Annotated in this window: 10 protein-coding genes; 4 read left to right on the forward strand and 6 right to left on the reverse strand. The window is 73.8% G+C overall.

Features of this window, described 5'->3' with window-relative positions; translation table 11 throughout:
- Nucleotide 1 precedes the first annotated feature (1 nt).
- On the forward strand, nt 2–1,675 hold the full coding sequence (locus tag ACLIBK_RS10855) for a thiamine pyrophosphate-dependent enzyme (RefSeq protein WP_415387274.1): 1,674 nt from the start codon (nt 2–4) through the stop codon (nt 1,673–1,675).
- Between the two features lie 223 nt (nt 1,676–1,898).
- Nucleotides 1,899–4,691 carry a GNAT family N-acetyltransferase gene (locus ACLIBK_RS10860; protein ID WP_415387275.1) on the forward strand — a complete coding sequence of 931 codons (2,793 nt, stop codon included), beginning with the start codon at nt 1,899–1,901 and terminating at the stop codon, nt 4,689–4,691.
- A 112-nt stretch (nt 4,692–4,803) separates the two neighbouring features.
- Here ACLIBK_RS10860 and ACLIBK_RS10865 read toward each other — a convergent pair whose 3' ends face one another.
- From ACLIBK_RS10865 to otnI, 3 genes are all read right to left on the reverse strand, one after another.
- Nucleotides 4,804–5,682, reverse strand: a complete 879-nt coding sequence (locus tag ACLIBK_RS10865) for a helix-turn-helix domain-containing protein (protein ID WP_415387276.1) — start codon at nt 5,680–5,682, stop codon at nt 4,804–4,806.
- 143 nt (nt 5,683–5,825) lie between these two features.
- A complete protein-coding gene (locus ACLIBK_RS10870) occupies nt 5,826–6,698 on the reverse strand; it encodes a 2-hydroxy-3-oxopropionate reductase (RefSeq protein WP_415387277.1) in 873 nt (290 codons plus the stop codon).
- A gap of 208 nt (nt 6,699–6,906) precedes the next feature.
- Nucleotides 6,907–7,686 (reverse strand): 2-oxo-tetronate isomerase, encoded by a 780-nt coding sequence (gene otnI / locus ACLIBK_RS10875; protein WP_415387278.1) that lies wholly within the window; start codon nt 7,684–7,686, stop codon nt 6,907–6,909.
- 169 nt (nt 7,687–7,855) lie between these two features.
- Between otnI and ACLIBK_RS10880 the strand changes: the two genes are divergently transcribed.
- On the forward strand, nt 7,856–8,923 hold the full coding sequence (locus ACLIBK_RS10880; RefSeq protein WP_415387279.1) for an AI-2E family transporter: 1,068 nt from the start codon (nt 7,856–7,858) through the stop codon (nt 8,921–8,923).
- A 112-nt stretch (nt 8,924–9,035) separates the two neighbouring features.
- Here ACLIBK_RS10880 and ACLIBK_RS10885 read toward each other — a convergent pair whose 3' ends face one another.
- From ACLIBK_RS10885 to ggt, 3 genes are all read right to left on the reverse strand, one after another.
- Nucleotides 9,036–9,515, reverse strand: a complete 480-nt coding sequence (locus ACLIBK_RS10885; protein ID WP_415387280.1) for a CreA family protein — start codon at nt 9,513–9,515, stop codon at nt 9,036–9,038.
- Between the two features lie 289 nt (nt 9,516–9,804).
- A complete protein-coding gene (locus tag ACLIBK_RS10890) occupies nt 9,805–10,503 on the reverse strand; it encodes a MarC family protein (RefSeq protein WP_415387281.1) in 699 nt (232 codons plus the stop codon).
- 208 nt (nt 10,504–10,711) lie between these two features.
- Nucleotides 10,712–12,550 carry a gamma-glutamyltransferase gene (ggt, locus tag ACLIBK_RS10895; protein WP_415387282.1) on the reverse strand — a complete coding sequence of 613 codons (1,839 nt, stop codon included), beginning with the start codon at nt 12,548–12,550 and terminating at the stop codon, nt 10,712–10,714.
- A gap of 33 nt (nt 12,551–12,583) precedes the next feature.
- On the opposite strand from ggt, the gene ACLIBK_RS10900 reads away from it, so the two are divergent.
- Nucleotides 12,584–12,961: a YraN family protein gene (locus ACLIBK_RS10900; RefSeq protein ID WP_415387283.1), complete on the forward strand. Its 378-nt coding sequence runs from the start codon at nt 12,584–12,586 to the stop codon at nt 12,959–12,961.
- The last annotated feature ends 63 nt before the right edge of the window (nt 12,962–13,024 follow it).

The raw sequence follows: 13,024 nt of genomic DNA on the forward strand, positions 1-13,024 counted from the left end.
CATGAGCAGCGAAGCATCGCCACCGGAACGCAGCGGCGGGCGCCTCCTGGCCGAGGCCCTGCTGGCGCAGGGCGTCACCCACGCCTTTTCCGTGCCCGGCGAGAGCTTCCTCGACGTGCTCGACGGCTTCTACGCGGTGGGCAACCGCATCGAGCTGGTGACCTGCCGCTTCGAGGCCGGCGCCGTCCACATGGCCGAAGCCCACGGCAAGCTGACCGGCCGCCCCGGCGTCGCCATCGTCACCCGCGGCCCCGGCGCCTGCCACGCCAGCATCGGCGTCCACGTCGCCATGCAGGACAGCACGCCGCTGGTGCTGATCATCGGCCAGATCCCCTTCGCCGAAACCGACCGCGACAGCTTCCAGGAAGTCGACTACCGCCGGATGTTCGCGCCGCTCGCCAAGTGGGTGACGCAGATCGACGACGCCGCGCGCATCCCCGAGCTGGTGGCGCACGCCTTCGACGTCGCCACCTCCGGCCGCCCCGGCCCGGTGGTGATCGCCATCTCCGAGGAGATGCAGAAGCACCGCGTCGCCGTTCCCGACATCGGCCCCGCGCGCATCCTGCCGCCGCATCCCGCGCCCGAAGCCGCGGAGGCCATCATGGGCTGCCTCGCCGCGGCGCAGCGGCCGCTGGTGATCCTGGGCGGTTCCCGCTGGACGCCGGAAGGGCGCCGCGACATCCGCGACTTCTGCGTCAACAACGACCTGCCCGTCACCGTCGGCTTCCGCCGCCAGGGCCTGTTCGACGGCACGCTGCCGCAATACGTCGGCGACCTCGGCGTCGGCGCGGAAGCCGGGCTGGTGGGCAAGGTGCGCGAGGCCGACCTGATCCTGGCGATCGGCACCCGCCTCGGCGAAGCGGTGTCGCAGGGCTACACCCTGTTCGACGCCGCCGGCGGCACCCCGATCATCCAGGTCCACCCCGACCAGTCCGAGCTCGGCCGCGTCTTCCGCCCCGCCCTGGGCATCACCGCCGACCTCAACGCCTTCGCCGCCACGCTGCGCGGCCGCAGCGTGGCCGAGCGCCCCTGGTCCGGCTGGACCCGCGACCTGCGCGCCCGCCGCCTGTCCCAGGCGGAACCGCCGGACTATCCCGGCCCCCTCAACCTCGCCCGCGCCCTGCAGGCGCTGGAGAAGGAGATCCCGGCCGACACCATCTACACCTGCGACGCCGGCAACTTCGCCACCTGGCCGAACCGCTTCCTGCACCTGACCGACGAGCAGGAGTTCCTCGGCCCCACCAACGGCGCCATGGGCTACGCCGTGCCGGCGGCGGTGGGCGCGGCCATCCTGCATCCCGGCCGCTGCGTGATCGGGCTGGTGGGCGATGGCGGCTTCGGCATGACGGGCTCGGAACTGGCCACGGCCTTCCAGGCCGGGGTGGCGCCGATCATCCTGGTGTTCAACAACAACATGTACGGCACGATCCGCATGTACCAGGAGCGCGCCTTTCCCGGCCGCGTGTCCGGCACCGCCCTGACTAACCCCGACTTCGCCCGCTTGATCGCGGCCTACGGTGGCCACGGCGAAACCGTCACCGCGACGGAGGAACTGGTGCCCGCCTTCCGGCGCGCCCGCGCCAGCAAGCTTCCCGCGGTGATCGAGATCCGCACGGACCCCGAGCAGGTGACCCACCGCGCCAGCATCGCGCAGCTGCGCGCCCAGGGGGGCTGACGGGGCAGGGAAGGCCGGGGGAGTGAACTCCCCCGGTCCCCCTCCTTTTTTCGGGAGTTTGGGGGTGCCCTGAAAGGCGCCCCCAAACTCCCGAAAATAGAAGGGGGTCCGGGGGGATACTTCCCCCCGGCCTGCTGCTTCCCGTCCGCCCAGAACAAAGGCCCGGCGAGGCCGCCCCCCGCATCGTTGTGCGCTGCGGCAACACCCCCCACCTTGCCCGGTGATGGTGAACATCCCGCCCAGCCGCCACCGACCGGGTTTCCGGGCCGCTTCCCTCTTCGCGCCACGCCGCGTGGCGCTGCTGGCCGACCCCGCCCTGCCGGAAGCTGCCATTCTCGCGCGCAACCTGCTGGCGGGCGGATTCCAGGGCGCGCTCCACGCGGTGGGCGCGCCCTGGGAAGGCCTCGCCCACGCCGCCACGGTGGAAGTGCTGGACGCCCCGCCCGACCTCGCCGTGGTGGCCCTGCCGCCCGCCGATCAGCTCGCCGCCTTCGCCGCGCTGGCGGCCCAGGGCTGCCGCGCGGTCGTGGTGCCGGTGGCCTCCCCCGACCTGGCGGCCGAGGCGAAGCGCGCCGGCCTGCGCGCCCTCGGGCAACGCTCCTTCGGCTTGGCCATCCCCGCCCTCGGCCTGAACGCCACCCTGTCGCACATCGCCCCCCGGCCGGGCCGCCTGGCGCTGCTGTGCCAGTCCGCCGCCGTGGCGCGGGTGGTGCTGGACTGGGCGGCGGAACAGGGCGTCGGCTTCAGCCTGATCTGCGGCATCGGCAGCAACGCCGATTACGGTTTCGCCGGCGCGTTGGACTGGCTGGCGCGCGACACCCGCACCGGCGCCGTGCTTCTGGAACTGCGCCGCATCAAGAACCGGCGGCAGTTCATCTCCGCCGCCCGAGCCACCGCCAGCACCCGCCCGGTGGTGGCGCTGCGCGCCGGCGGCCGCACCGGCATCGCCGACGGCCTCGGCGCCCCCGGGGCGGACACGCCCTTTGCCGGCGATGGCGGCGTCAGCGATGCGGTGATGGCCGCCGTGCTGCGCCGCGCCGGGGTGCTGCGGGTGTCCGGCCTGGGCGAGCTGCTCTCCGCCGCCGAAACCCTGGCCCGCATCCGCCCCGCCACGCTGCGCGGCCGCACAGAGGCCGACCGCATCGCCGTGGTGGCCAATGCCCTCGGCCCCGGGCTGCTGGCGGCCGATGCCGCCCTGGCCGGCGGCGGCCAGCTCGCCGTCATCCCGGCGGCGGCGCGGCTGATGCTGGACCTCGCCCTGCCGGAAGGCTGGCACGGCAGCAACCCGCTGGTGCTGCCGCCGGGGCAGGGGCACCGGCTGGCGGAAACCGCGGCGATGCTGGCCACCCTGCCGGAAGTCGGCGCCGTGGTGGCCATCCACGCCCCCGCCCCGGAGGAGGACGGCGACACCGCGGCGGCCGCCATGGCGGCGCTGGTGGGCACGGTGCGTCCGCTGGCCGGCAGTGCCGCCGCGGCTGCACCGGACGGGGCGGAACCCGGAACCGCGGCGGCGGGCAGCGCCGCCGTCCCGGCCGGGCGCGCAGCCGGGTCCTCCCGTCGCGCGCCCGTGCTCGTCGGCTGGCTCGGCCAGTTCACCGCTGCCCCGCAGCGCCACGCCCTGGCGGAAGCCGGCGCCGCCGTTTTCGCCACCCCCGAGGCCGCGGTGCGCGGCGCGCTGCATCTGGCGCAGGACCAGCGCAACCGGGAAGCCGCGGCGGAACTGCCGCCGCGCGACGTGCTGGACCTGTCCCCCGACCGCGCCGCCGTGCGCCGCCTGCTGGACGTCGCGCGGGCCGAGAACCGCCGTTCCCTGAACGAGGCCGAAGCGCTGGACGTGCTGGACGCCTACGGGCTGCCCACCGTGCCTCGCCGCGTGGTGCGCCGGCCGGAGGAAGCCGGCCAGGCCGCGATGCAGCTGGGCTTTCCCGTGGCGCTCAAGGTGCTCAGCCCCGACCTGCCGGGCAAGACCGAGGTCGGCGGCGTGGTGCTGAACCTGCGCGACGTGCGCGGCGTGCGCGCCGCCGGCCGCGCCATGCTGGACCGCCTCGCTGCCTCGCGGCCGGGGGTGCGGATCGACGGGTTGCTGGTGCAGCAGCAGGCGCCGCCCGCGGCCGAGCTGCGGCTGCGGCTGGGCGAGGACGCGATGTTCGGCCCCTGGATCGGCTTCGGCGCCGGCGGCACCGCGGCCGACCTCCACGCCGACGAGGCCTTCGACCTGCCGCCGCTGAACCGCACCCTGGCGCAGGCGCTGATCAACCGCACCCGGCTGGTGCGCCGCCTGCGCGGCTGGCGCGACCACCCGGCCGTGGCGCTGGACGCGCTGGCCGACGCGCTGGTGCGGCTGTCCGCCCTGGCGGTGGACTTCCCCGAGATCCGCGACGCCACGATCAACCCGCTGCACGCGGACCCTTCGGGCGTGCTGGCGCTGGATGCCGACCTGCGGCTGCGCCCGCCCGGCGAGGCGGCGCTGCTGGCCATCCCGCCCTATCCCGCGGAACTCGCGGCACCCTGGACGGCGCGCGACGGGCGCCGCGTGCTGATCCGCCCCATCCGCCCCGAGGATGCCGAGGCGCATGCGGAAACCTTCCGGGCCCTGGACCCCGAGGACATCCGTCGCCGCTTCTTCAGCCCGCTACGGGTGCTGCCCCCGGCGCAGATCGCCCGGCTCACCCAGATCGACTACGACCGCGAGATGGCCTTCATCGCCGCCGAAGCCCGGCCGGGCCTGCCGGACCGCACGGTGGGTGTGTCCCGCCTGGTGCGCGAGGGCGATGGCGGCCAGGCCGAGTTCGCAGTGCTGGTGACGCCACCCTGGAAGGGGCAGGGGCTGGGCCGCGCGCTGATGCGGCACGTGCTGGACTGGGGCCGCAGCGTCGGCGTCCGCCGCGTCACGGGCCAGGTGCTGGCCGAGAACGTGCCGATGCAGCGCTTCGTGACCGCGCTGGGCTTCACCCTGCGCCGGCTGGAGGACGACCTGCTGGAAGCCAGCCTGGAACTCGAAACCCCGGCCGGCTGAAAACGCCGCTCCGGCTTGGCCGCCCCGGTCAGGCGACCGCCGTCAGGTCACCCCGGCCCGGCGACCTCGGTCAGGCCGCCTCGCCCGGGCCGCCCCGGTCAGGTGGCCCCGATCAGGCCGCTTCGGCTTCCCGGATCAGCGCCCGCACGCGCTCGGCGGCGGCGCTGCCCTTCAGCGCGTCGCGCCACACGGTTTCCGCCACGCGCTGGTGGATGGCCACCGCCTCGTCCGCCGCCGTCACCATGCCGACGCCCACGGTGGCGAAGGGCAGGATCTCCGGCGAGAAAGGGTTGGCGCAGAGATGCGCCCGGTCGCGCCCGCGCAGCACCACGAAGGGCCCCGAAGGGTCGGAGCCCGGCAGCAGCCCGAGCTGCAGACCCATCGGCTCGCTCTGCATCAGCTGGGCGATGTTCTCGGCTTCCGCCCGCGCGGCGATGCGGCAGCGGCTGCGCGTGCGCTCGGACAGGGGGGTGCCGGGGGCCACGCCCTCGGCCAGCAGGCGCCGCAGCGCGCCCTCGCCCAGCATGGCGATGATGGAGGGGCGGCGCTGCGCGTAGAGTCGCTTGCGGGCTGCCAGCTGGCTCAGCGCCTGGTCCGCCGTGGCGCGGGCCTGCAAGCGCTCGGGCGCGGCGTCCACGGCTTCGGCCAGCGACTCGCTCAGCGCGCTTTCCAACGCTTCCGTGGTCACCTGGGTGCAGAGCGCGCCGCCGACCTGGAGGATCTGGTCGGTCTGCTCCTCCACCTGCCGCAGCCGCTCCTGCAGCGCCTGAGAGCGGGAAAAATATTCCACCCCGATCCCGAGCAGCGACAGGGGGGAGATCTTGAGCAGCTCGGCCAGCCGCCGGATCGTGTCCAGCTTGATGACCTCGCCCTTCTCGTATCGGTACAGCGCGGCTCGCGACACGCCCAGGCGTGCGGCGATCTCCTCCGCGCGGAGACCCGATTCGAGCCGGTAGGCCCGCAACTGCTGTCCGATGTCTGCGAAGCGCATACAGCCAAAATCCCCTACCGGCAGAACTCACAACAACCATGAGTAGTAATGTAGTCTCATCGGCCGATACAGCCTATCGTAAATTGGGTCCTCTGCCTCGTTTGCGCAACAGAAAACCCGCCCTCATCGCACGAAACCGTGAGCTATCCTTCACCCGCGAGGCGTTCCAGCGCCAGCACCATTCCCGAATGGTCCCGGTCCGCCCCGCCCGCCGCGACAACGGCGCTGAACAGCTGCTGCGCCGTGGCGGTGTTGGGCAGCGGCACCCCGAGTTCCCGCCCCGCCTGCAGCGCCAGGTTCAGGTCCTTCTGGTGCAGCCGGATGCGGAAGCCCGGGTCGAAGGTCCGGTCCACCATGCGCTTGCCATGCACCTCCAGGATGCGCGACGCGGCGAAGCCGCCCATCAGGGCCTCGCGCACCCGGGCCGGGTCGGCCCCGGCGCGGCGGGCAAAGGTCAGCGCCTCGGCCACCGCCTCGATGTTCAGCGCCACGATGATCTGGTTGGCGACCTTGCAGGTCTGCCCGGCGCCATTCGCCTCGCCCACCAGGGTGATGTTGCGCCCCATGGCCTGGAACAGCGGCAGCGCGCGGTCGAAGGCGGCCTGCGGCCCGCCCACCATGATCGTCAGGCTGCCTTCCCGCGCGCCCACCTCGCCGCCCGACACCGGCGCGTCGAGATAATCGCAGCCCAGCGCGTTCACCCGCGCGGCGAAGCCCACCGTGGCCGTGGGGCTGATCGAGGACATGTCGATCACCAGCTTGCCGGCGGACAGACCCGCGGCCACGCCGCCCGGGCTGAACAGCGCCGCTTCCACGTCGGGCGTATCGGGCACCATCAGGATCACGACCTCGGCCGCCGCGGCCACGGCGGTGGCATCGGGCAGCACCGTCAGCGTGTCGCGCAGCTCGGCCGACAGGGAGCCGCGTTCCGGCACCAGGATCTCATGCCCGCTGCTGCGCAGCCGTGCCGCCATGGGGCGGCCCATGATGCCCAGGCCGACGAATCCGATCTTCATACTGAGTCGCAACCCCCCCCTGTTGCGCCAACCGGATCGTTCCGCCCGGTCCGCGAATGCGACTGTATCGCAAGGGCGGAGACGAAGGATCCCGAAACGGGAAGGCGCTCGCGAAGCTAGACCAGTCAAACCACGCGGCGCAAACCTTCTCACCGCTGCCGGTGCAGGGAAAACGTCGCGGCAGCAGCCAGGCGCTGCCAGCGAGGGCCTAGGCCCGGTACGGCGCGAACCAGTCCAGACCGTCTTCCGTGACCCCCGCCGGCCGATATTCGCAGCCGATCCAGCCGCGATACCCCATCGCGTCCAGCCGCCCGAACACGAAGGGCCAGTTCACCTCGCCGGTGCCGGGCTCGTGGCGGCCGGGAACATCGGCCACCTGCATGTGGGTGATCAGCGGCAGGTGCTGCTCCGCATGGCGCACCAGGTCGCCTTCGGTGATCTGGCAATGATACAGGTCGAACTGCATTCCCACGCGCTCGGGCCCGATCGCCGCGATCACCGCCGCGGCTTGCTCCGTGGTGCGCAGGAAATAGCCGGGCATGTCGCGCGCGTTGATCGGCTCCAGCACCGGCTTCACGCCCAGCGGCGCGCATTGCTCCGCCGCCCAGGCGAGGTTGGCCGCGTAGCGCGCCAGCAGCGTGTCGCGCGCGACGCCCGACGGGCAGATGCCGGCCATGACGTGCAGCCGCGAACAGCGCAGCGCCGCGGCGTAGTCCAGCGCGCGCGCGATGCCGTCGCGGAACTCCGCCTCGCGCCCGGGCAGGGCGGCGGTGCCGCGCTCGCCGCCCGCCCAGTCGCCGGGCGGCGCGTTGAACAGCACGAGGTCGAGCCCGTGATCCTCCAGCCGCCGCGCGATCTCGGCGGCGGGATGCTCGTAGGGAAACAGGAACTCCACCGCGGCGAAGCCCGCCTTCCGCGCGGCGGCGAAGCGGTCCAGGAAGGGCCGCTCGCCGAACATCATCGACAGGTTGGCGGCGAAGCGCGGCATCCGTTTCCCTCCGGCAGCGGCGAACAGGCTAGGGGCGCGGGTCGCGGCTGGCTACCCGCGCCGGGGCCGATGCGCTAGAGCGGAGGGCGTGCCGGGGCCGGAACGGAAAGAACCGCCGCGCCCCATCCGCGCTGTTTCCCGCCCCCGACACGCGCCGAAGGAATCACCGATGTCCGACCAACAGCTCCACCCCGCGCGGCTGTTGGGCCTGCTGGCGCTGCTGACGCTGATGGCGGGGTGCCTGCTGGTGCTGCGGCCCTTTCTGTCCGCGCTCGCCTGGGCGGCGATCCTGGCCTACTCAACCTGGCCGGCCTACCGGTTGCTGACCACCCGCGCGCGGCTGTCGCCCAACCTCGCCGCGGGGGTGATGGTGCTGGTGATGTTCCTGGTGCTGGGCGTGCCGCTGGCGCTGGCCGCGCCCACCAGCGGCGAGGACGTGCAGCGCCTGCGCGGCACGGTGGAGCGGCTGGTGAGCGGCGGGTTGTCCGGCGGCGGCGACCTCCTCGGCTCGATCCCCTTCGTGGGCGGCTTCCTGCGCGCGCGGTGGGAGGAGCTGGACCTCGACCTGTCCGGCCTCTTCTCCATGGTGCAGCCCTATGTCGGCAGCACGGCGCAGCTGCTGCTGTCCGGCCTGCTGGCGCTGCTGTCGGGGCTGGCCGAGCTGCTGATGGCCATCGCGCTGACCTTCTTCTTCTACCGCGACGGGTTGCGCATCGCCGGCGCGGTGGAAAGCCTGGCCGAGAAGATGGCCGGGCCGCGCGGCCGCCATCTCGTGGTGCTGGCGGGCAGCGTCACCCAGGGCGTGGTGTACGGGCTGCTGGGCACCGCCGTGGTGCAGGGGCTGATGACCGGCTTCGGCTTCTGGCTGGCCGGCATCCCGCAGCCGGTGCTGTGGGGCATCGCGGCGGGGCTGATCTCCATCCTGCCGATCGGCGCGCCCGTGGTGTGGATCCCCGGCGCTATCTACCTGTTCGTTCAGGGCAGCACGGGCTGGGGCATCTTCATGCTGGTCTACGGCGCCGGCGGCATTTCCTCGGTGGACAACTTCATCCGGCCCTGGCTGATCGCCCGCGGCGCCGACCTGCCGCTGCTGCTGACCATCCTGGGCGCGCTGGGCGGCGCCTTCGCCTTCGGCTTCCTGGGCCTGTTCCTGGGGCCGGTGCTGCTGGCGCTGGGCTTCACCCTGCTCAAGGAATGGGCCGACGAGGGCCGCAGCCTGCGCCGGCCGATGATGTGATGGCGCCCCGCCCGGCCGCAGCGGCCGGGCGGGGCGCCTGGACGCGCGCTTCCGCCCATCCCCCCGGGCAGCGGCGCTGCGCCGCGGCCAGATTGCATGGCTGCGCGGGGCGTCAGCGGACCGGCACGGTGGCCACGGCGTTGTAGGGCGAGCCTTCCACCAGCTTGGTGCTCCAGGCCAGGTAGACCACCACGTTGCGCGCCTCGTCGATGAAGCGGTGCACCCGGGTTTCCTTGAAGAAGAAGCTGGTGTTGCTCTCGTAGACCTGCTCGCCCCGCTCGCCGCGGCGGGCGCCGGGCTGGATTTCCACTGGCCCGGTGGCGACGCAGTTCAGCCCGAAGCGCGCGGGGTCCTCAGCCAGCCCGACCATGCCCGACACGCCGCCGGTGCGGGCCTGGCTGACGTAGCAGGACACGCCTTTCACCTCCGGGTCGTCGAAGCGCTCCACCACCACGCGGTGCGAGCGTGTCAGGCCGAGATTGGTGATGGCGGTGTTCACGTAGCCGACCTGGCTGGTTTCCTCCGCCGAGGCCGCGAGCGGCGCCGTGAGCGCGAGGCAGAGCAGGGGGGCGGCGAGGCGGAGGCGGGTCATGCGCGGAACTCCAGGAGGGGGCTGCGGAAAGCGTGCCGCGCGGCCGCAACGGGCCGCAGCAGGGAAAGCTCCCCGAACAAAGCGCCGAAACGGCTTCCGGCTGCATCGCCGATACGGCGTGGGTGGCATCGCCGACACGGCGTGGGTGGCACCGCCGACACGGCGTGGGTGGCACCGCCGGCGCAGCGTAGATGGCATCACCGGCACCGCGTGGGGCTGCACCACCGGCCGGGACGGGCCGCGCTCGCCGCCAACCCGCCGCGCCGCGCATCCCGTGGGCGCCATGCCCTCAGCCCGGCGCGCGCGCCCCGTGCAGCAGCGGCTCCAGCAGGTCCTGCACGCCGGTGCTCAGGATCTGCACGCCGATGCAGAGCAGCAGGAAGGCCGCCAGCCGCATCACCACCCGCGTCCCGGCCGAGCCGAGCAGCCCGATCAGCCGGTCGGCCGAGCTGTAGGCGATCCACACGAACAGGGCGATCACCGCCGCGGCCAGGCTGGCGCCGAAGAAGAAGGACAGCAGCCCGCTGCCGCTGCCGCTGGCCGGACGCGCCGAGCCCAGCGCCACTGCCACGGAAATGCTGCCCGGCCCGGTGGTGAAGGGCAGGGTGAGAGGAAAAAAGGCGACATCCTCGGCATCGCTGGCAGGGGCGGCCTGCTGCTCCTTGCGCGCCTCGTGTTCCTCGGGCTCGGTCAGCAGGCCCCAGGCGCGGATCGCCACCACCAGCCCGCCCGCGATGCGCAGCGCGCCCAGCGAAATCCCGAAGAAGCTGAGCACGTAGGAACCGGCCCAGAGCGACACCAGCAGCACGATCAGGGAATAGGCGCCGACCCGGCGGGCAATGCGGGTGCGCTCCGCCGGCGGACGGTCGGCCAGCACTTGGCTGAAGATCAGCGCCCCGCCCAGCGGGTTGACGATGGAGAACAGCGCCGGAAAGGCCAGCAGGAAGGCGCCGATCAGGCTGCCCACCGGATGCGCATCGGGCTGCATGAACCGGATCATCCGGAAGGCGGGCGGGGCTGGCAAGCCGTGCCGCGCTGGTCAAAGGCCGGGGGAGTGAACTCCCCCAGACCCCCTCCTTCTTTCGAGAGTTTAAGAGCCGCGGCCACCACCGGCGCACCCCAAAACTCCCGAAAATAGAAGGGGGTCCGGGGGGATACTTCCCCCCGGCTTTCTGCTCCTTCCAGACTCGACCCCGCTACTCCGCCGCCACGGCGCCTTCGCGGCGCGGGTCGACCCCGCCCTGCAACCCGCCCGGCACCACCCGGATGGCCTGGGTGCCGGAGGCCATGGCCCGTAGCTCCGTGACTTGGCCGCGCGCCTGTAGGGCCGGTGCCAGGGCGGCGGCGGCCGTGCCCTCTTCCAGCTCCACCGCCCCGCCGACCGTACCGACATGCGGCAGGCCCAGCGCCGCCTGCGGGTCCATCCCCCAGTCCAGCATGGCCACCACCGCCTGCGCGACGTAGCCGATGATCCGCGACCCGCCGGCCGAGCCCAGCGCCGCCACCAGCTGCCCGTCGCGGCTGAACACCAGCGTCGGCGACATGGAGGAACGCGGCCGCTTCCCGCCTTCGACGCGGTTGGCCACGGGGCGGCCCTCCACCTCCGGCCGGAAGGAGAAGTCGGTCAGCTCGTTGTTGAGCAGGAAGCCGCGCACCATCAGCCGCGCGCCGAAGCTGTCCTCCACCGTGGTGGTCATGGCCACGGCGCCGCCGGCCGCGTCCACCACGGACAGGTGGCTGGTGCCGTGTTCCGGCTGCGGCGGCATGGGCGCCGCGGGCAGCGGTGTCGGCCCCGCATCGCCCCCCGGCGGGGTGCGCCGGGGATCGCGCCAGCGCGGGTTGCCGGCGCGCGGCGGCGGCATGGCGCGGTCGCGGTCCACCAGCTGCGCCCGCGCCGTGAGATAGGCGGGGTCCAGCAGGCCGCGGATCGGCGCCGGCACGAAGTCGGTGTCGGCCAGGAACAGCGCGCGGTCGGCGAAGGCCAGACGCCCGGCCTCGGCCAGCAGCTGCGCCGCGTCGGCGCCGCGCGGGTCCAGGGTGGACAGGTCGAAATGTTCCAGCACGCCCAGGATCTGCGCCACCGCCACCCCGCCGGAAGACGGCGGCGGGAAGCCGCACACCACGAAGGCGCGATACGGGCCGCAGAGCGCCTCGCGCCGCCGCGGGGCGTAGCCGGCCAGGTCGTCCGTGGTCATCAGCCCGCCCTGGCCGTGCGTGCGCACGGCGGCGGCGATCTCGGCCGCGATGGGCCCGCGCTGCAGGGCCGCGGCGCCGCCCTCGGCCACTGCCTGCAAGGTGTCCGCCAGGGCGGGATTGCGCAGCACCGTGCCCTCCGGCAGCGGCGCGCCGTCGGGCGCCAGGAAATAGGCGCGGCTGCCGGGGTCGCGGCGCAGCCGTTCCACGTCGCCGGCAATGGTGGCGGCCAGCCGGGCCGAGATGGGAAAGCCCTCGCGCGCCAGGGCGATGGCGGGGGCAAAGAGCCGCGCCCAGGGCAGCTTGCCGCCGGCCCGGTGCGCCGCTTCCAGCATCGGGATCGTGCCGGGCACGCCCACGGCGCGGCCGGACAGCACGGCTTCGGCAAAGGGCAGGGGCTGCCCGTCGCGCAGGAACAGCGCGCCATGGGCCGCGGCGGGGGCGGTTTCCCGCCCGTCCCACGCGCTGACCTGCCGGGCCGCCGCGTCCCAGTGCAGCAGCAGCGCCCCGCCGCCGAGGCCGGAGGATTGCGGCTCCACCAGCGCCAGCACCGCCTGCGCCGCCACCGCCGCGTCCACGGCGCTGCCGCCCTCGCGCAGCATGGCCAGCCCGGCGGCGGCGGCCAGGGGATGCGCCGCCACCACCATGCGCGCCGGCCCGGCAGGTGGCGCCGCGGTGGGCGCCGGCCCCTGCGGCAGAACGGTGGGCGGCGCTCCCTGGGCCAGAATGGAGGGCGGCGTCGCCTGGGGCGGCAGGGCGGGCGGCGTGCCCTGGGCCAGAACGGCGGGCGCGGCGAGCAACAGGGTGCCGAGCAGCGGCAGGAGGGCGAGGAGATGTTGCATGACCGACTCCGCTGCGGCGGCGCACCATAGGGGATGCACAGTGAGGCGACACGCGCGCGGCGCCGCGCGGCCGAAACCAGGGGCCACCGCGCCGAGGATGCGGCGGTGGCGGGGCTGACGCGCGACGGCTGGGCGGTGCTGGCCCGCCGCTACCGCACCCCGCTGGGCGAGCTGGACCTGGTGGTGGAACGGGAAGGGCTGCTGGCCTTCGTGGAGGTCAAGGCGCGCCCCACCCTGGCCGATGCCGCCCACGCCCTCGGGCCGCGGCAGCGTGCACGCTTGGTCGCCGCGGCGGAGGTCTGGCTGGCAGAACACCCCGGCCACGGCGCGGCGGGTATCCGCTTCGACGTGGTGCTGGTGGATGCGGCGGGCGCGGTGCGGCGCATCGCGGATGCCTTCCGGCAGGAGTAAGGCCGGGGGAGTGAACTCCCCCGAACCCCCTCCTTCTTTCGGGGGTTAAGAGCGCCACTGTGG

It is taken from the genome of Roseomonas sp. BN140053 (assembly GCF_047690175.1).
Lineage (GTDB): Bacteria > Pseudomonadota > Alphaproteobacteria > Acetobacterales > Acetobacteraceae > Roseomonas.

Excerpts from the sequence above, each read along its gene's own strand:
- ggt (WP_415387282.1), bottom strand. The coding sequence starts at position 12,550 with ATGCAACATCTCCTCGCCCTCCTGCCGCTGCTCGGCACCCTGTTGCTC.
- ACLIBK_RS10900 (WP_415387283.1), top strand. The coding sequence starts at position 12,584 with ATGCACAGTGAGGCGACACGCGCGCGGCGCCGCGCGGCCGAAACCAGG.
- ACLIBK_RS10890 (WP_415387281.1), bottom strand. The coding sequence starts at position 10,503 with ATGCAGCCCGATGCGCATCCGGTGGGCAGCCTGATCGGCGCCTTCCTG.
- ACLIBK_RS10880 (WP_415387279.1), top strand. The coding sequence starts at position 7,856 with ATGTCCGACCAACAGCTCCACCCCGCGCGGCTGTTGGGCCTGCTGGCG.
- ACLIBK_RS10870 (WP_415387277.1), bottom strand. The coding sequence starts at position 6,698 with ATGAAGATCGGATTCGTCGGCCTGGGCATCATGGGCCGCCCCATGGCG.
- ACLIBK_RS10865 (WP_415387276.1), bottom strand. The coding sequence starts at position 5,682 with ATGCGCTTCGCAGACATCGGACAGCAGTTGCGGGCCTACCGGCTCGAA.
- otnI (WP_415387278.1), bottom strand. The coding sequence starts at position 7,686 with ATGCCGCGCTTCGCCGCCAACCTGTCGATGATGTTCGGCGAGCGGCCC.
- ACLIBK_RS10885 (WP_415387280.1), bottom strand. The coding sequence starts at position 9,515 with ATGACCCGCCTCCGCCTCGCCGCCCCCCTGCTCTGCCTCGCGCTCACG.
- ACLIBK_RS10855 (WP_415387274.1), top strand. The coding sequence starts at position 2 with ATGAGCAGCGAAGCATCGCCACCGGAACGCAGCGGCGGGCGCCTCCTG.
- ACLIBK_RS10860 (WP_415387275.1), top strand. The coding sequence starts at position 1,899 with ATGGTGAACATCCCGCCCAGCCGCCACCGACCGGGTTTCCGGGCCGCT.